The organism is Sorangium sp. So ce887, from assembly GCF_051521455.1.
Lineage (GTDB): Bacteria > Myxococcota_A > Polyangia > Polyangiales > Polyangiaceae > Sorangium.
The window spans coordinates 7,173,381-7,197,601 of sequence record NZ_CP150354.1; the positions used below are offsets into that span (position 1 = coordinate 7,173,381).

Annotated in this window: 17 protein-coding genes; 3 read left to right on the plus strand and 14 right to left on the minus strand. The window is 70.0% G+C overall.

Going from position 1 to position 24,221, the window contains the following annotated elements; all coding sequences use genetic code 11:
• Positions 1–327: 327 nt before the first annotated feature.
• Positions 328–738, plus strand: coding sequence for a transposase (locus tag WMF36_RS26565; protein WP_437573555.1), 411 nt, complete (start codon positions 328–330; stop codon positions 736–738).
• Here the strand turns inward: WMF36_RS26565 and WMF36_RS26570 are convergent.
• Together WMF36_RS26570 and WMF36_RS26575 are read right to left on the minus strand one after the other, a co-directional pair.
• Positions 731–1,756: an S-adenosylmethionine:tRNA ribosyltransferase-isomerase gene (locus tag WMF36_RS26570; RefSeq protein ID WP_437573556.1), complete on the minus strand. Its 1,026-nt coding sequence runs from the start codon at positions 1,754–1,756 to the stop codon at positions 731–733. The two genes, WMF36_RS26565 and WMF36_RS26570, sit on opposite strands and share 8 nt — an antisense overlap.
• Positions 1,753–2,565 carry an SDR family NAD(P)-dependent oxidoreductase gene (locus tag WMF36_RS26575; protein WP_437573557.1) on the minus strand — a complete coding sequence of 271 codons (813 nt, stop codon included), beginning with the start codon at positions 2,563–2,565 and terminating at the stop codon, positions 1,753–1,755. Before WMF36_RS26575 ends, WMF36_RS26570 begins: the two co-directional genes overlap by 4 nt.
• Positions 2,566–2,656: 91 nt before the next feature.
• Here WMF36_RS26575 and WMF36_RS26580 point away from each other — a divergent pair, with 91 nt between their 5' ends.
• Positions 2,657–3,217: a helix-turn-helix domain-containing protein gene (locus WMF36_RS26580; RefSeq protein WP_437573558.1), complete on the plus strand. Its 561-nt coding sequence runs from the start codon at positions 2,657–2,659 to the stop codon at positions 3,215–3,217.
• Positions 3,218–3,247: 30 nt separating this feature from the next.
• Here WMF36_RS26580 and WMF36_RS26585 read toward each other — a convergent pair whose 3' ends face one another.
• The gene (locus WMF36_RS26585) at positions 3,248–4,306 is read right to left on the minus strand and encodes a hypothetical protein (RefSeq protein ID WP_437573560.1); all 1,059 of its coding nucleotides are present in this window, start codon (positions 4,304–4,306) and stop codon (positions 3,248–3,250) included.
• Between the two features lie 440 nt (positions 4,307–4,746).
• On the opposite strand from WMF36_RS26585, the gene WMF36_RS26590 reads away from it, so the two are divergent.
• Positions 4,747–6,498 carry a hypothetical protein gene (locus tag WMF36_RS26590; protein WP_437573561.1) on the plus strand — a complete coding sequence of 584 codons (1,752 nt, stop codon included), beginning with the start codon at positions 4,747–4,749 and terminating at the stop codon, positions 6,496–6,498.
• Here WMF36_RS26590 and WMF36_RS26595 read toward each other — a convergent pair whose 3' ends face one another.
• From WMF36_RS26595 to tssM, 11 genes are all read right to left on the minus strand, one after another.
• Positions 6,499–8,679 (minus strand): family 1 glycosylhydrolase, encoded by a 2,181-nt coding sequence (locus WMF36_RS26595; RefSeq protein WP_437573563.1) that lies wholly within the window; start codon positions 8,677–8,679, stop codon positions 6,499–6,501.
• A complete protein-coding gene (galK, locus tag WMF36_RS26600; RefSeq protein ID WP_437573564.1) occupies positions 8,676–9,797 on the minus strand; it encodes a galactokinase in 1,122 nt (373 codons plus the stop codon). Before galK ends, WMF36_RS26595 begins: the two co-directional genes overlap by 4 nt.
• A complete protein-coding gene (locus WMF36_RS26605; protein WP_437573565.1) occupies positions 9,794–11,728 on the minus strand; it encodes a glycoside hydrolase family 2 protein in 1,935 nt (644 codons plus the stop codon). The genes galK and WMF36_RS26605 overlap by 4 nt, the downstream gene beginning before the upstream one ends.
• Positions 11,729–11,736: 8 nt before the next feature.
• On the minus strand, positions 11,737–12,861 hold the full coding sequence (glf, locus tag WMF36_RS26610; RefSeq protein WP_437573566.1) for a UDP-galactopyranose mutase: 1,125 nt from the start codon (positions 12,859–12,861) through the stop codon (positions 11,737–11,739).
• On the minus strand, positions 12,846–14,000 hold the full coding sequence (locus tag WMF36_RS26615) for a glycosyltransferase family 1 protein (protein WP_437573567.1): 1,155 nt from the start codon (positions 13,998–14,000) through the stop codon (positions 12,846–12,848). The genes glf and WMF36_RS26615 overlap by 16 nt, the downstream gene beginning before the upstream one ends.
• 630 nt (positions 14,001–14,630) lie before the next feature.
• Complete coding sequence (locus WMF36_RS26620) at positions 14,631–15,221, minus strand: TIGR00730 family Rossman fold protein (RefSeq protein WP_437573568.1); 591 nt, start codon at positions 15,219–15,221, stop codon at positions 14,631–14,633.
• A gap of 177 nt (positions 15,222–15,398) precedes the next feature.
• Positions 15,399–16,883 carry a type VI secretion system contractile sheath large subunit gene (gene tssC, locus WMF36_RS26625; protein ID WP_437573569.1) on the minus strand — a complete coding sequence of 495 codons (1,485 nt, stop codon included), beginning with the start codon at positions 16,881–16,883 and terminating at the stop codon, positions 15,399–15,401.
• Positions 16,884–16,886: 3 nt separating this feature from the next.
• Positions 16,887–17,378: a type VI secretion system contractile sheath small subunit gene (gene tssB, locus WMF36_RS26630; RefSeq protein ID WP_437476489.1), complete on the minus strand. Its 492-nt coding sequence runs from the start codon at positions 17,376–17,378 to the stop codon at positions 16,887–16,889.
• Positions 17,379–17,527: 149 nt separating this feature from the next.
• The gene (gene tssA / locus WMF36_RS26635) at positions 17,528–19,207 is read right to left on the minus strand and encodes a type VI secretion system protein TssA (protein ID WP_437573570.1); all 1,680 of its coding nucleotides are present in this window, start codon (positions 19,205–19,207) and stop codon (positions 17,528–17,530) included.
• A gap of 122 nt (positions 19,208–19,329) precedes the next feature.
• The gene (gene tagF, locus WMF36_RS26640) at positions 19,330–20,325 is read right to left on the minus strand and encodes a type VI secretion system-associated protein TagF (protein WP_437573572.1); all 996 of its coding nucleotides are present in this window, start codon (positions 20,323–20,325) and stop codon (positions 19,330–19,332) included.
• Positions 20,326–20,478: 153 nt separating this feature from the next.
• Positions 20,479–24,189 (minus strand): type VI secretion system membrane subunit TssM, encoded by a 3,711-nt coding sequence (tssM, locus tag WMF36_RS26645; RefSeq protein ID WP_437573574.1) that lies wholly within the window; start codon positions 24,187–24,189, stop codon positions 20,479–20,481.
• Between the last annotated feature and the right edge of the window lie 32 nt (positions 24,190–24,221).

Below are 24,221 nucleotides of genomic sequence, written 5' to 3' on the forward strand. Positions count from 1 at the left end.
GTAGCTCATACAGGATCGCCCCTGTAGCGCCTGGATAGTTATGCTATGGCTATATCCACTCGATAGTGGAAGCGCGGGCATGAGAAAGCGAGCCAGAGCACGGCAAAAAGCAATTATGGTGCTAAGCGGAGGAATCGGCACCCGCGCAGGTGGATGCCTGGACCGGGATACGGATGATAAAAGTGCCCAGGTTAGCACCACTGTGTCGCGACCGGTCGGGGTGAGGCGAAGCTGCCTCAGGAATCTCCCGGAAAGCTGGAGCCTTTCTGCGGACCGGAGCTTGCTGCCCGGTAGGCGCGACGCAGCCTCTTGGCCGTGGAGTACACGATGGACGCTGCCGCCCAGCGGCGGCTGGACGCCTACTTCTCGGACATCGGGGCCATCCTGGCCCATCCGCTGCGGCGCGAGTCGTTCGCGATCTACGCGATGGGGCTGCTCGGCGAGGCGGAGCGCAAGAGCATCGAGCCGATCGCCGCCCGAGCCTGCCCCGACCCGGCGCGCGTACAGGCGGCGCACCAGAGCCTGCAGCATTTCATCACGAACGCGCACTGGGACGACCATGCCGTGCGCCGGTATGCGGCCCGCTACGCCATCGCGGCGATGGCTAAGCACACTCCCGGTCCAACCCGACGTTTGCGGGACTGCGCCGGGACCTCGCCGCCGCTGCTGCTCAGGCACAATCCCGCAAACGCCTATTCGCTTCCGCGGGGTTATTTCCGTCGCCCGGAGCTCAGCTGAGGACGAGATACGAGTCGCCGAACTCGTGGCAGAGATACCCCGCCTGCTCGGCGTGAGCGTTGGCGCGGTGGAGCAGCGGGGCCGGCGCGAACGCCTCGAGGAGCCGGAAATGGCTCTCTGTCGGGTCGTGCACGCCGGTCAGGAGCCCGTCGACCACCCTCGGCCGGAAGCCGGGGTGGAGGACCAGATCGGTGACGCCCGGGCCGGCCCGGAGCTCACCGCCATTCTGGGCGGCGCAGCCCTCCAGGGCGCGCGTCACCGTCGTGCCCACCGCGACGACCCGACGCCCGCGCGCCCTGGCCTCGCGCACGGCCGCCACCGTCTCTTCCGGGATCTCGAAGCGCTCCGGCAGGGGGAGCAGCGCGTCGAGCGCCGGCTCGCCGGTCGACGAGATCCCGGCCGCGTGGGTGAGCGAGGCGACGCCGACGCCGCGGCGGACAAGCTCGAGCAGGAGCCCCCACACGAGCGGCCGTCCGGCCGAGGGGAGCTCGGCGCACAGAGGCCGGCCCGCGTAGCGCGTCTGCGTGTGCCAGATCTCGAGCGGGGCCGCGACGTACGCATACTGGATCGGGCGCCCCCGCCGGTAGAGCGCCGACCAGAGCGGGGCGCCCCGCTCGCGAAAGGCGATCTCCACGAGGCGCGGTGAGGCCGACGACACGCGCTCGACCGTGGCCGACAGGTCGTCGCCGAACGTCACCGCGTCCCCGGGGCCGAGGGCGGGCGGCGCCGGGCGATCCTCGGTGCGCGAGCGCCAGTCGCCGGCGCCGAACAAGAGGGCCGAATAGCGCCCCTCGGACAGCTCGCCGATGAGGCGCACCTCCACCGCGGCGCCGTGGGCGGTCGCGCCGTGGAGCGAGGCCGGCAGCGTGGCGCCGTCGTTGACGACCAGGAGATCACCCGGCTCGAGGAGCGCGGGCAGATCCGCGATGCGCGCGTCGCGCAGGCGCCCGAGGCGCGGGTCCACGTGGAGGAGCCGCTCCGAAAGGGGGTTGTCGCGGGGCCAGGCGGCGGGGCTCATGGCGCCTCCGGGAGGCGCGCGGCCTCGAAGCGCGCGCCGCTCGGCGCCTCACCGGCGCGGGCGACGAGCGCGACGATGCGCCTCGCCACGTCCGTCGGATCGGCCAGCGTGCTCGGATCGGCGTCGGGGATGGCCTCGGCGTGCATCCGCGTGTTCATCTCGCCGGGATCCACCGCGTAGAACGCGACGCCCGTGCCTTCGAGCTCGACGGCCCAGGTGCGGCTCAGGTGATCGAGCGCCGCCTTGGAGGCGCCGTAAGCGCCCCACCGCGGATAGGCGTTCACGGCCGCGTCCGAGCTGATGTGGACGACGACCCCGCGCCGCCGCAGCGCCATCGCGCCCGCGACCACCTTGGTGAGGCGGAACGGGCCGACCACGTTGACCTCGAGCACGCGGCCGAGATCCTCGCACTCGGTGTCGAGCAGGATCGGCAGCGGCGTCCGGCCGAGCGTGCTCGCGTTGTGGATGAGCAGATCGATCGGCCCGACCAGCGCCGCCGCCGCGCCCGCGATCGCGTGGGTCTGCCCCTTGTCGCCGATGTCCGCCGCGAGCGCGTGCGCCACCCCGCCCTGCGCGGTGATCTCGGCCGCCACGGCCTCGAGCGGCGCGCGCTCGCGCGCGACAAGCACCACCTTCGCGCCCCTCCGGGCGAGCTCCCGCGCGAGCGCGGCGCCGAGCCCGCGGCTCGCCCCCGTCACGAGCGCGGCGCGCGGCGCGAACGGCCCGTCCCCCGCGGCGCGCGGGGAAGGCGGCTCGTGGTTTGCCCCGGCCTGGATGAGCGCGTCGCTTCCGGTCGATTCGTTGTTCATCGTGAATTCCTCCTCGACCCACAGGCTAACCCGCGCAGGCTCACCCGTTGGAGTTAGCTCCAATATCCTGGATACGTGCTAATCTCCGGGCATGGACCAGGACGCCGAGCTCGCGGGGAGGCTCGCGAAGAACATCAAGCAGCTGCGGGAGGCCCGTGGGCTGACGCAGCAGCAGCTCGCCAAGCTCGCCGGCGTGCCGCGGGCGACCTGGGCGCACCTCGAGTCCGGCGCGGCGAACCCGACGCTCGGCGTCCTGCACCGCGCCGCCGCCGCGCTCCAGGTCTCGATCGAGGAAATGCTCTCGGCCCCTCGCGCGATATGCCAGCTCTATGCGCGCGACACGCTGCCCACGCGCTCTCCCGGTCAGGCGCTCGTCCGCAAGCTCCTGCCGGATCCGATCCCGGGCATGGAGATGGATCGCATCGAGATCCCCCCGGGCGGGAGGATGACGGGCGTCCCGCACACCCCGGGCACCCGCGAGTACCTGACGTGCGAGTCGGGGGAGCTCCAGCTCGTGGTGAGCGGCGAGCGGTTCACGCTCGGCTCGGGCGACGTCGCGGTGTTCCGCGGCGATCAGCGCCACTCGTACAACAACCCCGGCAAGCAGCCGGCGGTCGGCTACTCGGTCGTGGTCCTGGCGCGGGTGCTCTGAGGCAGCACCGGCCGCGGGGCGACCCCGCCTTCAGCGCTTCCTTCGCCCGCCGAGCGCCGCGCACGCGAGCAGCGCGAGCGCCGCGATCGCGGCTCTCCCCTGCCCGCCCGATCCGCCGTCCGCGCGGAAGCTACAGCCGCGCTCCACCGTCTCGCCATCTCCGTCGCTGCCGCCCGCGCCGCCGCTGTCGCCTCCCACGCCGCCGCCAGCGCCGCCGCTGCCCGGCCCCATCCCGGAGTCGCACGTTCCCCCCGGATAGATGTCCGCCTCCGCCCACGCCGGCTCGGATGGCGGGGTGGAGCCCGGTTGCGCCGTATCCGGGTCCTTCCGGTAGTAGCAAGGCTTGCAGGCGTGCACGGTCTCGCCCGCGACGTTCCCGGCCGTGTCCATCGCGGCCGCCCGGAAGCACAGCGCCTCGGGGGCGTCGGCGCCATCGAGCACATCCGCTGTCCGGCCGATACCGAGGGTCACCGACGCGGCGTTCATGAGCCTGCTCTCCGAGAGCACGAGGTCCGTGAACGTGTCGTCCCGGAACGCCTCGATCGTGTAGATCACCGGAGCCTCGCCGCTCCCGGCGCTCTCCCCCTCGGCCGTGACCCAGAAGGAGAGATCGGTGTCGAGCTGGCAGTCTCCGCCGCCCGACTCGAAGTCGACATGATCGTGAACGTCGAACGAGAGCCCCCTCGGCCCCGGAGGAGCGTCCGTGTCAGCGGCGCCGGCCGTGAGCTCGATCCGCGCCGCGTCGCAACCTTCCAGCGGCTCGCAGAAATCGCCCTCGATCACGATCGCCTGCCCCTCGCCGGGCGACGGCTCGATCCGCGCGGCGAGGCTGTACCCCGACGCCCGCACATCCGGCATGGCCACGAGGCTCGCCGGCGCGCCGTCGACCGTCACCGACACCCCGTCCAGCGAGATGGAGTAGCCGGAAAAGAAGACCGCGGCGTTCGCGGCGAGCGTCCCGCCGCTCTCCGGAAATGTGCCCGTCAGCCCCGACAGCGGAGGGCTGCACGCGTCCGCGCTCGACTCCGTGGCGAGCGTACAGGCCAGCGCCGCGATGATCCCAGCAGTCCACGAACAGTGTCTCGTCATGAGCGCGATCCTACCAGGCCGAGGTAGCTGGCGACGAGGAACCCGAGAGGGGCGGGCCCCTCCGAGAGCGCTTCGCCTCCGGTGAGAGCTTCCGCGAACGCCACCCCGCCTCGGTTCTCGTCAGGGGGGAGGTGACGCAACCAAGAGCAAACACTGCGTTCCCCGGGCCGAACAGAAAGCATTTTTTGCCGAGTCGGCAATCTTTGCTTGACGCGTCTGGCTTCGCGCTCACGCAGGCCAAGCCAGCTCCTCCGCCTGCTTCTGACTGTGCGTTCATCGTCCGAGCCTCGCGGGCGAGGGGCGTGCAGCGTTTGCAGATCGGGCGCGGCCCATGGCCCCTTTCGTGCACTCCTGCCGGCGGAGCCGCTGCATCCTCCCGCGAGGGTCGCCGCGGTCCCCCGATGACTCTGGACAGGACCACACACATGAATCGCACATCGATGATCGCTGCTTACCTCATCCCGCTTTCCATCAGCGCTGGATGCAGCCCCGGGAGCCTTGATGAAGGGGCCCAGTCTATCGATCCAGCGACGGAGAGCGCCCAGCAGGCGCTCATCGGCGGGGAGCGGACGGTCACCCGCATGATCTGGCGGGTCAAGGTCGGGACTCGGCCCGATCACATGAGCACCATCCAGGCGGGCGAGCGGGACTCGTTTCCGAGCGACGGGTCGGTCTGGTACCTGCCCGCGAGCGCCATCAGCGGGACCGCCCCGCTGTATCGGCTGCTTTCTCCCAGCGGCACGGATCACATGGATTCCACGACGCCGGGCGAGGGCGGTTACCGGACCGAGCACACGCTCGGACACGGGTTCACCAGCAGCGGCGGCGCCCCTGGCCTCAGCCGGCTATACCGCACGTACAGCTCGACCACGGGGGATCACGGCACGCGCTCCGCGAACGAGGTCCTCCCCGCGGGCTATGCCGACGAGGCCCTGAGCATCCACGGCTGGTCCCGCTACAACAACGCGGTGACTTCGATGATGAGCACGACCGCAGGCGGCGTGACGATCAAGTCCAATAAGGTGGCCGGCGGCGCGATCGCGCACTGGACACACGACGGCACCCAGTACATCAACAACTTCGACTTTGGCCGGATGCTGCAGTCCGCGATGTTCTTCGACGACGGCGCCGGTGCCCGCAACCCCACCGAGGCAGGCGACGCCTACACCTATCCGGCCCTCCCGGCGTCGCAGCGGCACGGCGCACCCCTGATCAGCGCGTCCAGCACGAGCACCAGCCAGTCCACCCGGGCGTTGCCGCTGGAGTGGGACGTCTGGCCGGTCGGCGGCAGCGATACGAGCCCGGTGGTCTGGAAGAACATGGTCCTCGGCAAGGACATCCAGCTCAACTACAACAACATGGGCGCCGTCGCGCGGTACACGACGGTCGTCACCGTGCCGGCAGCGCAGCACGTCGATCTGCTCCACATCCCGGTCGCGTTTCTGCGCGGTGAGTTCGGCCGGTTCTATACCTATGATCCCACGCTGGCCGCCGGCAATCGGCTCATCGCGATGGACTCGGCCGTCCAGGCCGGGGGCGACGGCGGGCACTATTATCAGCAGAGCTACGGCGGCCCCATCGTCGCCAACGCGGATGGAACGCGCGCCATGGGCATGTACGCCGTGAGCCGCGCGGTGGGCGGGTCCGCGACCCACTTCGGGATGCATGACCTCCGCCACCTCGGCGGCACCGGCGAGTTCGACCCCGGCACGAGCGCCCTGCAGGCCGCGTTCGTGGGCGACCTCCCGGCGGGCACCAGCCGCTTTGATGCGTGGGTCATCACCGGGACGCTCGCTGATGTGCAGAACAAGATGCAGGCGCTGTTCTCCCCGTCCCTCCCCCCGCCCCCCGGCTGCGGGACACTGAGCAGCGGCGCATCGCTCTCCAGGGGTCAGAGCCTCGCTTCGTGCACCAGCGCCGCCAGCCTCGTCCACCAGACCGATGGCAATATCGTCCTCTACGACCGGCTCGGCGCGCTGTGGCACTCGGCGACCTTCGGCCGCTCGACGTCCTCGTTGGCCATGCAGAGCGACGGCAACCTGGTGCTCTACAGCCCCACCGGCGCCGTACTCTGGAACAGCGGCACGTGGGGCCACCCGGGAGCGTCCCTGCACGTGCAGAGCGATTGCAACCTGGTCATCTACAGCAGCTCCGGGGCAGCCATCTGGAACACCGGTACGGTCTGCCGCTGACTACATCGCCGCCAGCACGGTATCCGCCCGGTGCTTGACGTAGTGCAGGAGGGCCTCGGGCAATGTCGGCAGGGTCGCGCGGCGGCAGCTGTGCAGCCCTCCCTGGCGGGGCAGGTTCGCCCGGAGCCCGAGGGTGTGCGCAGGACAGGGATGCACCGCCCGCGAGGGCAGGCCGAACGCGTCGCACATCATCTTCGCCCAGGAGGCGAAGCTGAGGACACCGTCGTTCGCCAGGTGCCATACCCCCTCGGCCTGGTCGATCGCGAGATCCAGACACGTGTGCGCCAGGTGCGGCAGGTAGGTGGGCGACACGAGGAGGTCATCCGCCGCGCGGAAGTCCTCCCCGCGCTGCACGACCGAGAGCGCGAGCGCGGCGAAGCTGCGCGCCTCGAACGGCCCGAACAGGCTGCCCGTGCGGACGACCAGCGCGCTCGGCAGGGCGTCGACGACGCTCTTCTCGCCCAGCACCTGCGCCTCGCCGAACGCGTTGATGGGCGCGACCGGATCATCCTCCACATACGGGCCGGATTTGCTCCCGTCGAACACGAAGGACGACGAGAACATGAGCAGCCGCGAGCCGTGGCGCCGGCACGCCTCCGCCAGCAACGTCGGCCCGACCACGTTCGCGCGGTGACACGCCTCTAGCTCGTCCTCGGCGTCGTGCACGCGCGTGTAGCCCGCAGCGTTGACCACCAGCCACGGATGGACGTCCGCGATCACGCGCTCCATGGCCGACGCATCGGCGATGTCGAGCTCGCCGCGCGTCATGGCCCGGACATGGATGCCGCGCTCCTCGCACGCGCGCGCCAGCGCCGCGCCGAGCACCCCGCCCGCGCCCGTGATCAAGATCGGGCGCTCGCGCGACCGGCAGATCGTCCGCGTCGTCGAGCGCGGCGCTCCGTAGAGCAGCCGCTCGTCGCGGCGCCACCAGCCCGGGGCCCCGGCGAGCGGGTGCTCGGTGCGGCCGGCGGACGCGAGCTCCTTCGCGACCGCCGCGAGCGCCGTGGGCCGCGGCGCAGGCCCGCGCACGTCGAAGGCCCCCGGCTCGTAGTGGCCGCGCGCCTGGGTGACCAGGCTGTCCCAGTCGTACGCCCCGAAGGTCGACCACAGCGTCACCGCCCGCACGTCGGCGCCCTCCGCGCGGGCCGCGAGCGCGCCCTCCCAGGCCTCGACCAGCCAGCGGACCTGCTCCTCCGGCGTGCACCCGAGGTGGACCTCGGTGATCGCGATCGGCGTCCCGTACCGCTGCCACACCTCGCGCAGCACGCGCTGGTGGCCGAAGATCCCCTCCTCCCGGACGCGCACCGCCTCCACGTCGGCGTACGCGTCGCGCCCGTTGCCGCCGTGCGTCCAGGAGGGGTAGCGCTCGAGGCGGTGATCGAGGAACCGGTCGCTCGTCAGGTAGTAGTTCACGCCGATCACGTCCGGCGGGCAGGGCTCCGCCGCGAGCCGCGCGAGCTCCTCGTCGGCGACGCCGCAGTCGCGGAGGTGCTGGTGGAGCGGGTGCGCGGCGTCCACGCGCCCGTACAGCAGATCGAGGCTCAGCCAGCGCCGGTGGTTCTCGAACGCGGCCTGGTAGGCGAGCCTGGGCGTGCTGGCGGTCGCGCCCAGGTCCTCCGTCTGCACGAGGCGCGCGTCCGGGCGCACGCGCCGGATCGCGCGCATCGCGGCCTGGGTGGCGCGCGTCTCGACGAGCAGCGCGCGCAGGAGGGAGGCCGAGTCCCGCCGGTGCGGGTACCAGTGCCCGTAGAGCGCGCTGAAGCGCGCTGTCGTGAGCGGCTCGTTGACCGGCGTGAAATCGCGCACCCACGGGTAGCGCTCCGCCACGGCCCCGGCGAGCTCCGCGAGGCCGCTCACGAAGCTGTCTTCCATCAGGCTGGTCCACGGCGGCCCGCTGCCGTGATGGACGAGCCCGACGATCACGTCGATGCCGAGCTCCCTCAGCCGGTGGAGCCGCTCATCTGCCCAGGAAAAATCGGCGCTCTGCAGGCCGTTCGGCGCCGTGCGCTCCCACAGGACGGGGTACCTGACGGCCGTGACGCCGAGCTCCGCGAGCCGGTCCAGGTCGGTGATGCGCGCGTGGTGGCCGGTGCGCTCCAGCTGGTTGAAGTACCGGTCGCCGACGCGGTTGACCGTGCACTCGACGCCGGCCCAGAGCGCGAGCCCGGCGCGCTCGCTCATGCGACGAGGCCGCCCACGAGCACCGTCGCCCGGCGGTTCGGCGCGCGCGCGTAGGCCTCCACGACCGCCCGCCCCACCCTCGCCGCGCACCCGCGCTTCACCAGGGCCACGATCGCGCCGCCGAAGCCGCCGCCGGTCAGCCGGGCGCCGAAGACGTCCGGCTGCGCCCGCGCGCTCTCCACGAGATCGTCGACCGCCGGCACCGACACCTCGAAGTCGTCGCGCATCGACCGGTGCGACGCGTCGAAGAGCTCGCCCAGGCGGCCGAGATCCCCGGCGCGGAGCGCGGCCACGGCGGCGAGCACCCGGGCGTTCTCGGTCACGACGTGGCGCGCCCGCCGGTCGAGGGGCGCCGGGAGCGACGCGATGCGCGTCTCCGCGGCCGCGTCGACGTCCCGGAGCTGCGGGACGCCGAGCGCCGCGGCCGCGCGCTCGCACTCGGCGCGCCGCGTCTTGTAGTCGCCGCTCGCGTGCTGGTGCGCCACCCCGGAGTCCACCACGAGCAGCTCGGCCTCCGCGGGCAGCGGGATGCGCTCGAACGCGAGCGTCCTCGTGTCGAGGAAGAGCGCCGTGCTCTCGTCGGCGAGGCTCGCGGCCATCTGATCCATCATCCCGACGGGCGCGCCCACGAAGTCGTGCTCCGCCGCGTGCGCGATCCGGGCGATCTCCACGTCGTCGATGGACAGGCCGAGCATCGCGCGCAGGGCGCGGGCGAGCGCCACGAGCAGCGAGGCGCTCGACGACAGGCCGCTGCCGAGCGGCACCGTCGATTCGATCCTCGCGTCGAAGCCTGGGATCGAGACCCCCCGGCCGCGGAGGACCGCGGTGATGCCCTGCACGTAGTCGAGCCACAGGCCGCGGCGCGACTCCTCGCCGGCGCGGAACGAGAGCTGCGCGACGCCGTCCACGTCGTCCACCTTCAGCGTCGCGACCTGGATGAGCCCGTCGTCCCGCGGCGCGATCTCGATGCGCGTCCTCTGCGGGATCGCCATCGGCAGCACGTACCCGCCGCTGTAGTCCGTGTGCTCGCCGATCAGGTTCACGCGCCCCGGCGCCTCGGCCAGGAGCTTCGCCGGACGGCCGAAGAGGGCCTCGAAGCCCCGCCCGCGCGCCGTCATCGGGGCGCACCCATGTCCGCGAGCCCGGGCATGTCCGCCAGCGCGGGCATGTCCGCCAGCCCCCCGTCGCTCAGCGTCGAGGGCGTCTCGTTCGGGCCGACGAACGGCATCCCCTGCGTCGCGGCGGCCATCTTGTGCAGCGGGAACTTTGGCGTGCGGTCGGCGTAAAGGAGGCCGTTCGCCTCCTGGTACGTATCGGCGAACTGCGTGTAACAGAAGCCGGCGAGGAGCTCGAGCGAGTTGATCACCTTCATGAGCTTCTTATAGCGCTCGGCGAACTCCTCCGGGGTCCTGCATGCAGAGTACCCCCACGTGCCGCTGTCCCCGCTGCCGGGCGCCACCGCGATCCCGCCGAACTCCGACAGCATGATCGCCGTCTCGTGGCTGACCGACGGGTCGAGCACGAGGGCGCGGCCCCCGGGCCTCTCCCGCTTCAGCAGCTTGGGCACGACGTCATGCGCGAAGTAGCGGCGGGCGATGCGCTCGGGCGAAGGGTCGTAGTCATGGATCCCGATGATGTCGGTCGCCACGCTCTCCCACCCGTCGTTGCCGACGACCGGCCGCGTGTAGTCCATCGACCTCGTGAGGTGATAGAGCGCCTGCACGTAGTGCCGCTCGTTGGGGTTGTCCGGGAGGTTCGGGACGCCCCACGACTCGTTGAACGGCACCCACGCGACGATGCACGGGTGGCTGATGTCCCGCCGTATCGCCTCCAGCCACTGCCGCGCGAGCCGCTCGATCGACTTGCGCGTGTGCCGGTAGGCGCTCGGCATCTCCTCCCAGACGAGCAGGCCGAGCTTGTCTGCCCAGTAGAGGTACCGCGGATCCTCGATCTTCTGGTGCTTCCGGGCGCCGTTGAAGCCCATCTGCTTCGTGAGCTCGACGTCGCGGCGCAGCGCCTCGTCGTCGGGCGCGGTGATCCCGGTCCCGTCCCAGTAGCCTTGGTCGAGCACCATCCGGAGGACGTACGCCCGCCCGTTCAGGAGGAAGCGGTCGCCGCGGACGGCGACCGAGCGCAGCGCCGTGTAGCTCTTCACGCGGTCGATCGTCATCCCGGCCTGATCGTAGAGGACGATGTCGGCGTCGATCAGCGTCGGGCGCTCGGGGCACCAGAGGAGCTCGTTGCGGAAGTCGTCGATGCCGGGGTCGGAGAGCGTGATGCGCCGGTGGGCCTCCCCGGCCACGACCGTGTACTGGTCGTTCGCGATCGTCACGTCGCCGACGCGCAGCCGCACCCCGACGCGGGCGCCCTCCACCGGCGCGTTGGCCACGCGGACCTCGACCGCGATCTCCCAGCGCTCGAGGTTCGGGGTCCACCGGAGGTACTCGACGTGCATGCGCGGCACGCGCTCGAGCCACACGGTCTGCCAGATCCCCGTCGTCCGCGGGTACCAGATGGAGTGAGGCTCGAGCTTCCAGTCCTGCTTGCCGCGCGGCTTCGCGAGGTCGTTCGGATCGTCGTGGGCCTGCACCACGATCGTGACGCCCTCGCGCCCCTTCACGTGCTCGGTGATGTCGATCTCGAACGGCGTGTAACCGCCCTCGTGCTCACCGACGAAGCTGCCGTCGACCCACACCTTGGCCAGGTAGTCCACGGCGCCGAAGTGCAGGATGAGCCGCTCGGACGCGCCGAGCTCCGGCACCTTGACCCGCCGTCGATACCAGCAGGCCTTGTAGAAGCCGGTCTCGCCGATCCCGCTCCGCGGCGTCTCCGGGGCGAACGGCACCTCGATCGTCCTGTCGAAGCGCACGTCGGCCGGGGAGCACCACTCCGCCCGGGGATCGAGGGCGAACTCCCACGCCCCGTCCAGCGAGCTCCAGTCTTCTCGCCGGAGCAGAGGGCGCGGGTAACCGCGGGCGCCGCCGTCGCTTTCGGCCGGCGGCGACGCCGAGCCTGGAATACCGATCTGTGCGAGGTGCTGTCGAGGCATGGGTCTATTCAGGCAGCGACGGTCACCGCCGCTTCGTCGAGCTTGGCTTCGCGAATGTGGTCGAAGGAGGCGAGGGCCTGACCCACGACCTGGTCCATGTTGTAGTACCGGTACGTCGCGAGCCTCCCGACGAAGCGCACGTTCGGCGTCGCGTCGGCGAGGGCCTTGTACTTCCGATACAGCTCCGCGTTCTCGGGCCGCGGCACCGGGTAGTAGGGGTCGCCCTCGGCCTGCGGGAACTCGTACACGACGCTCGTCTTCGGGTGCTGCTGTCCCGTGAGGTACTTGAACTCGGTGATGCGGGTGTAGGCGTGCTCGTTCGGGTAGTTGATGACCGCGCCCGGCTGGAAGACTTCCTTATCATGCGTCTCGACCTTGAACTCGATCGAGCGGTAGGGAAGCTTCCCGTAGCGGAAGTCGAAGAAGGCGTCTACCGGTCCGGTGTAGATCATCTCCCTGAAGTTCACCTCGTTCATGATGTCACGGTAATCGGCGTTCAGGAGGACACGGATGTTCTTGTGATCCAGCATGTTCTCGAACATCCGCGTGTAGCCGCGCAGCGGCATCGCCTGGAACTCGTCCGTGAAGTACCGAGAGTCGTAGTTCGTGCGCGCCGGCACGCGCGAGGCGACCGCGGCGTCGAGCTCCGACGGGTCGAGCCCCCACTGCTTCCGCGTGTAGTTGCGGAAGAACTTCTCGTAGAGCTCCCGGCCCACCTTGCTGACGACCGCGTCCTCGGAGGTGCGGCAGTGCTCGATCGGCTCGGCGACGCGCGCGAAGAACGCCTCGACCTCGGCGGGTGAGTAGCTGGTGCCGTAGAGGGCGTTGACCGTATCCACGTTGATGGGGAACGGGACGAGCTTGCCGTCGACGTCCGCGAGCACGCGGTGCTCGTAGGGGCGCCACTCCGTGAACTGCGACAGGTAGCGGAAGATGCGCGGCGACGCGGTGTGGAAGATGTGAGGGCCGTACTTGTGAATGAGGACCCCGGCGTCATCGTAGCAGTCGTACGCGTTCCCGCCGATGTGCGGCCGCTTGTCGCACAGGAGGACGGACTTGTTCATCTGCGAGGCGAGTCGCTCCGCGAGCACGCTGCCGGCAAACCCAGCACCCACGATCAGATAGTCGAACACGGTACGTTCCCTTCCGTCCGGACGGCCGCCGAACGCTTGGATTGGAGTGCCTCAGTGATGAGCTTCGACATCGAGCGCCATGTCTTGTCCCATGACGTCGCGCTCACCATCTCGTCCGCGATCGCGAGGTGCGCCTCTCGCGGCCCTGCGAGCGCCGCCTCGACCGCGGCCACGAACGTGGAGGCGTCGGCGATGTGCACTGCCTTCTTCTCGCCGTACGGCGTGACCACGTCACGGATAGCGGTGGAGACGACCGGCTTGCCCGCGGCGAGGTACTCGAGCGTCTTCGTCGGGCTGATGAACCGGGTCGCCTCGTTGAGCGCGAACGGCATGATCGCGACGTCCCAGCCGCCGAGGTAGGCCGGAAGCTCCTGATATGACTTCTGACCGAGCCAGTGGATGTTCGGCCGCCGGGGCAGCGAGGCGGGGTCGATCTTCACGACCGGTCCGAGCATCATGAGCTGGAGGTCGGGCCGCTCCTCGGCGACGCGGGCGACGAGCTCGATGTCGAGCCGCTCGTCGATGACGCCGAAGAACCCGAGGCGCGGCCTCGGGATGTGGCGCTGGTCGTACGGATCCGAGGACTGCCCGCGCGCCTTCGCGAAGTGGGCCGCGTCGACGCTGCTCGGGAAGGCGTGCACGGACGGGTGCTGGGCGCGCTTCGCCTCGTAGAGGCTCTGGCCGCCCGTGAACACGAGATCGGCGCGCGCGAAGAGCTCGCGCTCCCTCTCCCGGAGCAGCGGCGGAGCGCCCCGGAAGGCGGAGAGCTCATCCATGCAGTCGTAGACGACGAGCGACGCCTCCACGTCGGCGGCGATCGGCAGCGACATCGGCGTGTAGAGCCAGAGGATCGGCTGCCGGATGTCCTGGTCACGCACGAGGGAGTTGAGCAGGCGGCGCTGCTGCGCGAGGGCCTCCTCCTGCTCGGTGCCGTCGCGGAGGTGGGGTACGACGACGGTGAGATTGGCCTCGATGTGTCTCGCCTCGAGCCTCGGAGGCCCGTCCTCGAACACGGGCTCTTCGACGAAATACACCCGCCTCTCCTGCGCGAAGCGGCTCATCAAGTGGTTCGGCCGCTGGAAGACAAAGTTCCAGCGCAGGTGCGACAAGCAGATGAGATCGGGCCCGGCCTGCTTCATCTTGTCTCCAATGTTTGTGGAAATGGGAACCTATCCGCACCGGGTCTTTAGCAACTTACGGACCGACGCCGGGATGAAGCCATCGACGGAGACATCGCGACCAGGCGGATCGCCGCCCTGAACCCCCGCGGCGATCCGCCACATGACCTGACCAGAGCGCTGAACAGCGAAGTACTCTCACCCGCGCTGTGCTCCTTGGACGCCATGACGGACGAACTTGCCACAGATGGGGCAGAATGCGTCGCGCTCGGGCGTGCCCTGCTGGAGCTTCACAAAGTATGCAACTGCGCTGCGCCCGGAAAGGCGCCTCCTGAGGCGAGCACGGTTGTGGATGCACAACGCTTGCCGGACTTCCGTTCAGAGAGCGGGAGAAAAAGACTCGAGTCGACGGAATGCACATCGCTCTGGGAGCTGGACGAGAGCGAGAGGAAGCCGAGCTGAGCTCGCGCTTGCCCGGCGGCTCGACGGCGCGCGCGGCGCTCGTCGAGGTGGCCTAATTTGCCCCGGAGTGAATCCCATGAAGGCGGGAAGGCAGGAAGATCATTGATCTTTTCTTCCCGCCTTTCCGCCTTCATGTTCAGATCCGGCCACCCCCCTCGTCGGGCTGTCTCTGGACATCGAGCGAGGCGCCTATCTCTCGCCAGGCGTCATCCACTTGTACTCGGCGCTCGGGCGCCAGGCGGCGAGCAGCTCCAGGAGGGCCGCTGCGTCGCCTTCGACCTGGAGCATCGCGCGGTGGCCCGGCTTGAGGAACTGCTCGGCCACCATGTGATCCAGAAAGGCGATCAGCGGGCGGTAGTACCCCTCGGCGTCGAGCAGCCCGACCGGCTTCTCCTGAGAGCCGAGCTGCGTCCAGGTCCACACCTCGAACAGCTCCTCCAGCGTCCCGATGCCTCCTGGCAGGGCGACGAAGGCGTCGGAGAGCGCGGCCATCTTCGCCTTGCGCTCGTGCATCGTCTCGACCACGTGGAGCTCCGTCAGGCCCCGGTGCTCGATCTCTCGCTGGTTGAGGAAGTGGGGGATGACGCCGATCACCTCGCCGCCGCGCGCGAGCACCGCGTCGGCGACCGCGCCCATCAGCCCCACGCGGCCGCCCCCGTACACGAGCCCGATCCCGCGCGCGGCAAGGAGCTCCCCGACCCGCACGGCCGCCGCGCGGTAGCCCGGCGACGCGCCGGGGCTCGACCCGCAATACACGCAGATCCTTGAGAGTTTCCTCATCGCGCGAGCCTACGCCGGCGGGCGGGCTCGTACCAGCGGCGATCCGGGGGGCTCGTGCGCCGCGCTATTGCCCGCGCGGCGTGAGCGCGCCCTGGCACCGCACGCGGCCACGGCCTGGCGCAGCGCGCGCTGCGCGGCCTGGCACCGCGCGCGCTGCGCGGTGCCGTGGCCGGCCGCTCACTCCTTGTCGAGCTTGCCGACGAGGCTCAGCGTGAAGAACGCGCCCATGTACTTGAAGTGCGGGCGCACCTGCATGTCGACCTTGTACCAGCCGGCGTTGCCCGGCACCTCGGTCACGATGATCTTCGCCTTGCGGAGCGGCCTGCGCCCGCGGGTCGCCGCGGAGACGACGTCCTGATCGGCGACGTACTGGCCGATCCAGTCGTTCAGCTCCTTCTCGAGATCGGCGCGCTCCTTCCACGTCCCGATCTGCTCGCGCTGCAGCACCTTCAGGTAGTGCGCGATACGGCACATGATGAACATGTACGGCAGCTGCGTCCCGAGCCGGTAGTTCATCTCGGCCGCCCTGCCCTCGTCGCTCTGCCCGTAGAACTTGGGCTTCTGCGCCGAGTTGGCCGAGAAGAAGCAGGCGTTGTCCGAGTCCTTGCGGAACGTGAGCCCGATGAAGCCCTCCTCGGACAGCTCGAACTCGCGCCGCTCGGTGAGCATGATCTCGGTCGGGACCTTCGTCTGGATCTCGCCCATCGCCTCGTACTGGTGGAGCGGCAGGTTCTCGACCGAGCCGCCCGCCTGCGGGCCGATGATGTTTGGACACCAGCGGTACTTGGCGAAGCTGTCGGCGAGCCGGGTCGCGAAGGCGAACGTCGCGTTGCCCCAGCAGTACGCGTCGTGCTGGCCGACCACGTCCTCTTCGTAGTTGAACGCCTTCACCGGGACGGTGTTGGCGCCGAAGGGCAGGCGGAGCAGGAAGCGCGGCATCACGAGCCCGACGTAGCGCGCGTCCTCGGTCTCGCGGAACGCGTTCCACTTCGTGTACTGCGGCCCCTCGAAGAGCGCCTTCAGGTCCTTCAGGTTGGGCAGCCCCATGAAGTCCTTGAGGCCGAAGAACTGCGCCCCCGCCGCCGCGATGAAGGGCGCGTGCGACATCGTCGCGACCGCGGCGCACTTCTGCAGGAGCGCGATGTCCTGCGGACCCGGGCCGAAATCGTAGTTCGCGATGATCGCGCCGACCGGCTTGCCGCCGAACTGGCCGAACTCCGCCGAGTAGACGAGCTTGTACAGGCCGCTCTTCGGCACCTCGGGGGCGTCCTCGAAATCGGCGAGGAGGTCCTCCTTGGAGCAGTTGAGCACCTCGACCTTCACGTTCTCGCGGAAGTCGCAGCGGTCGATGACGAACTTGAGGCCGCGCCAGGCGGACTCGAGCTTCTGGAAGCTGGGGTGGTGGAGGATCTCGTTGATCTGCCGCGAGAGCTTGACGTCGATCTCCGCGATCAGCGCGTCGACGAAGGCCTTGTCGACCTTCTCGCCCTCGCGCCGCGGGGCGACGAGCTCCGAGATGAAGGCCTGCACGCCCCGCTTGGCGATCTCATACCCCTCGTCGCCGGGCGTCATCTTCGTCTCGGCGAGGATCTCGTCGAGCAGGGACCCTCCCTCGAGCGTCTGGACGCCTGCGCTCCCCGCGACCTGTGTCTCCGTCGCCATCGCTCACTCCCCTTCCTTCTCGAGCCCGAGCTCGCTCACGATCTTGTTGCGCTGAGCCGGGTCGCTCAGGATCTGCTGAATCTTGTTGCGGAACGCCTTCTCGTTGCCGAGAGGCCCCTTGAGGGCCGTCAGCGCGGCGCGCAGGTCGAGCAGCTTCTTGAGCTCCGGCACCTGGTTCGCGATCGCCTCGGGCTCCATGTCGCTCAGCCGGCGGAACTTGAGGTTGACCGTGAGCTCGCTGTTCTCCTGCTCGGAGAGGACGTCCTTCACGTTGAAGGCGAGCGCGAGCTTCTGCTCGCTCATGACCTTCTGGAAGTTGTCCTTGTCCACGTTGATGGGCTTGCGGTCCTCGAGGGGCCGCGGATCCGCCCGCTGCGTGTAGTCGCCGAGCATCAGGAGCTTCAGCGGGAGCTCGACATCCTCCTTCGCGTTCCCCGTGGCCGGCTTGTACGTGATATTCACGCGCTCCTTCGGCGCGACCGATCCCTCTTTCATCGCAGGCTCCTTTCCCCGTCAGCAGCGGGCGGAGCGCCCGCAGGCCGCACGAGCATAGACCAAAACCCCCGCCTGTCGGGCAAGCTTCTCGGCGCGTCGCGCATCCGCCTTTTGTCGCGCGTCTCCTCGGGCCCCCACGGAGGCCCCACTCAGGCCCCCAGGGAGAGCTTCAGGGCGAGCGCAGCGTCGAGCTGGCAGACGCGCTCGAAGCAGAGCGCCTCCTTCGCCTTGGCCTCGGGGGTGGCGTCGTAGCCCTGGTTCAGGGCTCGGTAGCATGTGTGGAGCGCGGCGTAGAGCTCCGCGCAGAGATCCGGCTGCCAGGTGATGAGTCGGTGGTGGTCGACGATCTGCTCCAGCGCCTCGAGCTGCGCGCGCGCCACGAGGAACTGGGACAGATCGATGTTGATCTGCGCCATCGCGAGCCTCACGCGGAAGCGGTCCAGCGCCGACGGAGCGGTGGCCGCGGCCTTCTCGAGGAGCGCCATCGCGTCGACGGGCTGCTCGTTCGCCACGAGCCCGCGGGCGTCGGAGAGCGGCTTATCGAGGTAGCTCCGCGGCCTCGCCGCGGCCCCGGCGCCGTTGCCTCCCGAGCCGCCGAGGGCGGCGGCCACCTCGGTCGAGAGCCAGGTCTGCGTCTCGGCGTCCGCGAACGGCGTGCCGTCGTTGAACTTGAGGGTCGGCAGGAGCGGTGCGCGGAGCATCAGGGCGCCCACCTCGACGAGCACGGCCCGCCGGGCCTCGGCGTGGTCGTCGCCGAGCTGTTCGAGCGCGTTCGCCGCGAACCGATGCGGATCGAGCCAGAGGGGGTAGTTCTGCGCGTACTCGTCGGCGATCGGCAGGATGTCGGCGAACGCCCCCTGGCTCGTCAGCGCCGGGAGCGTCCGCAGCACGTGCTCGGGCGGCGGCGGGATCGCCGTGGTGCCGGTCTGGGACGCGGCCCCCGGATCGTCCAGGAGGTCGACCCAGAGCCCGACGCGGAGGATGCGGTACGCGGCCGCGCGCTTCGGATCCGCCGACCGGAGCGCGTCGCCCGCGCGCGCGATGAGCGACGCGCAGCGGCCGAGGGCGGTGAGCGCGGAGTCCTCGTCGACGATCGCCTCGAGGCTGAGCGCCGGGTCGGCCGTGCCGACGACCGGCGGCGGGGCCGGCGGCGGGGCGACGACCACCGCGGTGGCCGCCGGCGCCTGGACCAGCGCCGCCTCGGCGGCCTTCGGCGGCGGCGGCGGGGGCGGCGGCGGAGGTGGAGGCGGCGGCGGCGCCTCTGCGGGGAGGCTTGCGACGAGGCTGCGGACCGCGTTCGGGAGCGGGCCGAACCCGCCGTAGGCTTCGCCGAGCCTGGTGCTGAGGTCGGCGTCCACGGCGCGGCTCACCCGGTCGAGGGCGTTCACCACGTCGCGCTCCGCGGCGGAGGGCGTGAGGCCGGTGAGCGCGGCTGCCGCGATGTCGCCGAACCAGGCGCACAGGTTGCCGCGCGCCTTGGGCCGCCGGATCGCGGGGTACATCGTGTCCCAGAACGCGCTGTTCATCTCCTGCACGAGCACGAGCCCGTCGAGCAGGCCGGGGAGCTTGTCGAGCTGCGCCTTCGCCGCCGCGTAGTAGAGCGCGACGCGGAAGTCCTTGGACTTCTCGCTCAGGATCTCGTCGGCGCCGGTCGCGATGCGGGCCCAGTCGACCTTGCCGCCCGCGAGCGACTGGAGCTTGTCGACCTCGTTCTTGAGGGCCTCGAATGCCGCGTCGTAGGTGACGTCGGCGCCGACGCCGCCGTCGATGGGGGCGAACAGCGCCTCGACCCGCGCTCTGGATTGCTGGATGGCGTCTTCAGCGGCCATGGGGCGCGCAGGATATCAAGACGTCCGGGGTGCGGACGGCGAATCGGACGGCGAATCGGACGGCGACAAACCGGAGCGGCGGCGCGAGCGGCGGGTCGGATGTCATGGGCTCGGTCACGGGCTCAGCCGAGGGCTTCCAGGAAGCTGTCGAGTGACAGGTCGGTCCGCGCGACGAGGGCGTCGAGCTCCGGCCCGAGCGCATGTCGGGAAACATGCTCTTCGACCGGCGGGGGTCCGCAGAGGTCGGCGATGTGCTCGGCCTGGGAGGTGGGCGCGATCATCTCGCGGAACGACCCCATGTGGGGGGGACCGAGGTGGAGGAGCAAGGTGCGCTGGGGTGTCCAGAACGCGTTCATCAGCGTGCGTTCCCATTTCGACAGGCGGAGGGTCATGTCCATCCACACGGCGGCGGCGTAGGCGTCTCCGGCGCCGAGCGGCAGCCTGAGCGCGAGCCCTGTCCTGGGGAGCTCCTGGCCGCGGAACGGCGTCACCGAGTCGAGGATGTTCTGCATCACCCAGAAGCGGCTTGCGTCGGTGCCGAAGCCGGCGTCCCAGAGCGCCTTCATCGGCTGGGTTTTCAGCCATGCGCGGTAGGCGGCGTTCGACGCGTCCGGGTCGTCGAGCGACGGCGGAGCGATCTGGGAGACGCGGTGGAGGAAGGCGTCGACGGGCAGGGTCCGGCCGTTCGTCGCGGCGTCGTGGGCGGCGGCGAGGAGCGGGAACAGGGTGATGGGGAGCGACGGCCCGGCGGCGACGAGCTGGTCGTAGTCGTACGAGCCGAACACGACGATCGGGTAGAGCCGGCCGGCGTTGTCGCCGCTGGCGGCCCAGGCGCCCACGAGCCCGCGGGTGGGCGGCTCGTCGCCCTTCGGGTCGCCGTGGAAGACGAAGAGGCCCAGCGCTGGCTGGTAGTACGCCTCGAAATGGGGGCTCATGGCGCGCCGGGCGAAATCGATGGACGCGCCCAGCCATCGGTCGAAGGCGGCGAGCTCTTCTCCACCGGCGTTCAGCCGGATGAAATCGCCCGTGGCGGGCAGCTTGCCGAAGCAGCCGATCTGCGGCGGAGCGGCAGAGCCCTTCTTGCGGCGCCAGAACATGACGGCCTCGGAGTGAACCACGAACCGCTCACCGAGCGCTACAACCTTCCCGGTTGCGCCCCGGTTGCCCCCCGATCGCGGCGGGAGCGGGCGGGTCCAGGACGACAGCCTCGAGGCTCGACCCCGGCGATCCCCCCTCTCCGCCCTCCCCCGCTGGCTCCGTTGCTGCTCGGCTCACCCTTTCCCGAAGCGATCACCGATGCTGGCCGGGCAGTTGGTCGCCCGGAAGAAGCTCATCGGGAACGGATGATTCCCTCGGGTCGGCCGTATCTCCATGGTGACGGTCACTGGCGGAGCGGTCATCTGCCAGGTCACCGTGAAGAGCGCGTCGTTGTCTCTCTGTGCGGTCGTGGTCCCGGCCTCGAACAGCCGGAAGATCCCCCACGGCCCTTCGCGCACGAGCTCCTCGTCGAGCCCGCCTGCCCCGCGCACCTGGATCCGCGCGCCCTTCGCGCCTTCCCCGGGCCAGTTGAAGGTGTGCCAGAACTCCTTCTCGTTGCGATAGAGCCTCTTCTGGCCGTCGACCTCGAAGACCACCTCGCTCACGATGGGGCTGACCGTCTTCATGTTGATGTGGAAGACGACCTTGGGTTCCGCGCCCCCGCTGCTCCCGAACAGCGCGTCGGAGATCTCGTCCGAGCGCCTCAGGCAGTTGTAGAGGTTCGCGTTGAACGGCGTGAACGGCTTCGCTGCCTGCGGCTGCCCCGACAGGTGCGACTTCGGGAAGTACTCGTGCCCGACCTGGTAGTGGAAGCCCTTGAGGTACGTCTCGTAGAAGCCCCAGAGCACCCCCTCCTTCGGCTTGAAGAAGGCCATCGCGTCCTCGAGCGAGGCGTCGCGTGAGGAGGCGAGGTTGAACGGGTAGCGGTCCTTGATCTTGTCGCGGTAATGCGGCCAGACCTCGACCTCCCAGATCCCGCTCGCCGCGCCGCCGGCGCGCCGCACGACCGCCTTGTACGCCTGCCGCAGGGGGTTCATGAGGAGCGGCTCCATCAGCCGCTGCCCGGTCTGGTCCATCGAGAGCAGGAGCCCCTGGGTCTCTTTCACCGCGTCCTGGAACGCCTCGGTGGCCCGCGAGGTGTCCGTATCCGGCGGCCCGTCCTCGACGACGCTCATCTCGCCCGCGAGCCGCTCGAGGTGGCCGATGTACGCGTTGAGCTTGGGCGCGGGCGGCGGCTGCCCTTCGGGCGCGGGCGGCGGCGCGCCGAAGCTCGCCATCGACTCGAACTTGTCGGGCACCGGATCGTAGTGCTCGCGCCGGTTGCCCCCCGGGAGGATCTGGTCGAGCCGCGCGCCCGTCCGCTGGTCGACCTTCTGCTGGATGATGTTCTTGGCCTGGTCGATCAGCCCGCCGTCCGCGGTCAGCGCGCTCGGCTTCTCTTCCTTGAACTGCGTCTCGTTCGACAGGCGCTGGAGCAGCCGCCGGTAGGGCCAGTCGGGCGTGGAGAGGACCCGGAACTCGTGGATCGCTTCGCGGTTCGTCTGCGGGATGTCGACCTGGATGTCGCGGAAGAACGCCTCCCATTGCGAGATGTACGCGTTGTCGTAGTCCTGCCGGACGCGGTCGAGCTCCTTCTGGATCTGGTCGCCCGTCCGCTTCTCGTCGCTCGACAGGGGGAGCACCCAGAGCTCGCGCTCGAGCTCCTTCCTCCCCTCCTTGAGCGACTCGATCACCTGCGCGTGCCCCTTGGCCGTGTAGGGCCCCTGCACCTCGAACCAGGTCCCGGCCCGGTTCTTCTGGGCGCTGTGGATGACGGTCAGCACCTCGGGCCGGTCCGCGAACATCTCGTTCAGGGACACCGGCGGGTACTTCAGGTTCTCGGGCGTGTTCGGCCCCGACTCGTCGTACTTCTGGTCGATCAGCCGCGTCACGAACTGGTCGTAGTAGCGCTTCGTCGGGTCGACCCGGAGCAGGTCGGCGCGCGCCCTGGCGATGAGGGGCTCGTTCAGCTCCTCGGCCTCGAGCTTCTTGCGCTTCACGAGGTCGATGTAATAGGCGACGTGCGGCGTGAGCCGCTCCTTGAGGTCGCTCTCGGGCAGGTCGGTGAGGGGCTTCAGGATGTCGGCCCAGACCTGGACGAGCCGGCCGGTCTGCCACCTCGCCGCCTGCTCATCCATGTGGTCCTGGTAGTCCTTGCCGAGCAGGAGGTAGCTCCGCAGGGCGTTGTAGCCGTCGAGGAAATCCCCGTCGCGCACCCGCTCGAGCTTCGCCTCGAGCTGCGCCTTCGCCGGGCCCACGAACCCCTGCTTCAGGCTCTTGATGTACTGCCCCATCGTCGGGGGGAAGAGCTTGTCCCCCTGGAACATGAACCAGCCGTGGTCGAGGGGCGTGTTCTCGACGTACCGATCGAGCAGCCCCACGTGCCCCTGCAGCCGGTCGAGCTTGTCGATGTTCGCGGGCACGTTCGGCGGCGTGCCGCTCCGCCCGGACCAGTCCACGAACGCGATCTCGTCCGAGATGCGCCTCGTCTCGGCGACGAGCGCCTTGTTGTTGAAGTACGAGATCAGCGCCGGGAGCAGGAACAGGAGGGCGACGAGCGCCGCCGCCGCCGCCACGAGGATCCGCTGCATCCGGCGCCGCCGGAGCTCGACCTCGGTGCGCGCCGCGAGATCCTGATCGGGGAAGACGACGCCGGTGAAGACGTCGTGCAGGAAGAAGCTCTTCGACTCCTTCGGGAGCGCGGCCTCCTCCTCGTCCTCGCCGAGCCCCGTGCGCAGCCCGAACGCCCGCCCCATCGCCCCGACCACGCGGTCGAGCGGCCGCCCCTCCTGGACGCCGCTCGTGAAGTAGAACCCGCGCAGGATCGGCGTCGGCGCCGCGCCGGCCCCGGGCGCGAACGCCGCCCCGATGAAGTCCGCCAGGTTGCGCTTCACCGCCGCGAACTCGAGCGGGAACTGGTAGCTCTTCTCCTTCACGTCGCGGTTCCGCTCGACGATGAGCCGCTTCGTCAGGCGCGAGTGGAGCCGCTCGACGAGCACGTCGAACTCGCGATCGAAGATCTTTCCGGGCTCGGACTTGTTCTCGTCGAGCCGCACGGTGGCGCCCCAGGGCTGGGCGCGCTCGCTCTTCTTGAGGTCGCCGAAGTACTCGGTGAAGCCCGCCACCAGGTCGGTCTTCGTGAAGAGCACGTAGACCGGCAGGATCATGTGCAGCGTCTGCTGCATCTCGTCGATGCGCGCGCGGATCTTCTTGCCGGTCTGGTCGATCTGCTCGTCGCTCGCGTCGAGCAGCTCGCTCATGCTCACCGCGACGATGATCCCGTTCAGCGGCTTGTGCTCGCGGTACTGGAGCAGGAGCTCGAGGAACGCCATCCACTCGTCGTGGTCGTCGCTCTCGGTCGTGTACCGGCCGGCGGTGTCGAGGAGGATCGCCTCGTTCGTGAACCACCACTCGCAGTTCCTCGTGCCGCCGACGCCGCGCACGCCGGTGCGCTCGGGGTCGATGTACGGGAACACGAGCCCCGAGTGCCGGAGCGCGGTGGTCTTGCCGGCGCCGGGCGGGCCGACCATCACGTACCAGGGCAGGACGTAGAGCGCGTCGGCGCCCCGCTTGCCCCCGCCGAGCTTCGAGGTCTTGAGCGCGGCGATGCCCTCCTGCATCTGCCGGCTCAGCTCCTGGATCTCCGCGCGCCGCTCCGGCTTCGCGTTGATCACCTGCTCCTGCGCCTGCTGCGCGATCGCCTTCTCGAGCGCCCGCGCCGCCCGCGCGGCCCGGATACGCCGGTAGACCGCGATCCCCACGAGCAGCGCGAGGACGGCCACCGTCGCCGCGATCGGGATCTCGATCGGCAACGCCTCGGCCCCCTCCCCTGCCGCGGGGCGCAGCATGAACCACACTCCCCACACGGCGGTGAGGAACAGGGCGCTCAGGATCCACAGCCACATCGGAAGTCTCCCTCGGAAACAGCAGAGAACGG

Excerpts from the sequence above, each read along its gene's own strand:
- tssC (WP_437573569.1), bottom strand. The coding sequence starts at position 16,883 with ATGGCGACGGAGACACAGGTCGCGGGGAGCGCAGGCGTCCAGACGCTC.
- WMF36_RS26570 (WP_437573556.1), bottom strand. The coding sequence starts at position 1,756 with ATGAGCCCCGCCGCCTGGCCCCGCGACAACCCCCTTTCGGAGCGGCTC.
- tssA (WP_437573570.1), bottom strand. The coding sequence starts at position 19,207 with ATGGCCGCTGAAGACGCCATCCAGCAATCCAGAGCGCGGGTCGAGGCG.
- WMF36_RS26575 (WP_437573557.1), bottom strand. The coding sequence starts at position 2,565 with ATGAACAACGAATCGACCGGAAGCGACGCGCTCATCCAGGCCGGGGCA.
- WMF36_RS26620 (WP_437573568.1), bottom strand. The coding sequence starts at position 15,221 with ATGAGGAAACTCTCAAGGATCTGCGTGTATTGCGGGTCGAGCCCCGGC.
- WMF36_RS26590 (WP_437573561.1), top strand. The coding sequence starts at position 4,747 with ATGATCGCTGCTTACCTCATCCCGCTTTCCATCAGCGCTGGATGCAGC.
- tssM (WP_437573574.1), bottom strand. The coding sequence starts at position 24,189 with ATGTGGCTGTGGATCCTGAGCGCCCTGTTCCTCACCGCCGTGTGGGGA.
- WMF36_RS26605 (WP_437573565.1), bottom strand. The coding sequence starts at position 11,728 with ATGCCTCGACAGCACCTCGCACAGATCGGTATTCCAGGCTCGGCGTCG.
- WMF36_RS26615 (WP_437573567.1), bottom strand. The coding sequence starts at position 14,000 with ATGAAGCAGGCCGGGCCCGATCTCATCTGCTTGTCGCACCTGCGCTGG.
- WMF36_RS26580 (WP_437573558.1), top strand. The coding sequence starts at position 2,657 with ATGGACCAGGACGCCGAGCTCGCGGGGAGGCTCGCGAAGAACATCAAG.
- WMF36_RS26565 (WP_437573555.1), top strand. The coding sequence starts at position 328 with ATGGACGCTGCCGCCCAGCGGCGGCTGGACGCCTACTTCTCGGACATC.
- WMF36_RS26595 (WP_437573563.1), bottom strand. The coding sequence starts at position 8,679 with ATGAGCGAGCGCGCCGGGCTCGCGCTCTGGGCCGGCGTCGAGTGCACG.
- tssB (WP_437476489.1), bottom strand. The coding sequence starts at position 17,378 with ATGAAAGAGGGATCGGTCGCGCCGAAGGAGCGCGTGAATATCACGTAC.
- galK (WP_437573564.1), bottom strand. The coding sequence starts at position 9,797 with ATGACGGCGCGCGGGCGGGGCTTCGAGGCCCTCTTCGGCCGTCCGGCG.
- WMF36_RS26585 (WP_437573560.1), bottom strand. The coding sequence starts at position 4,306 with ATGACGAGACACTGTTCGTGGACTGCTGGGATCATCGCGGCGCTGGCC.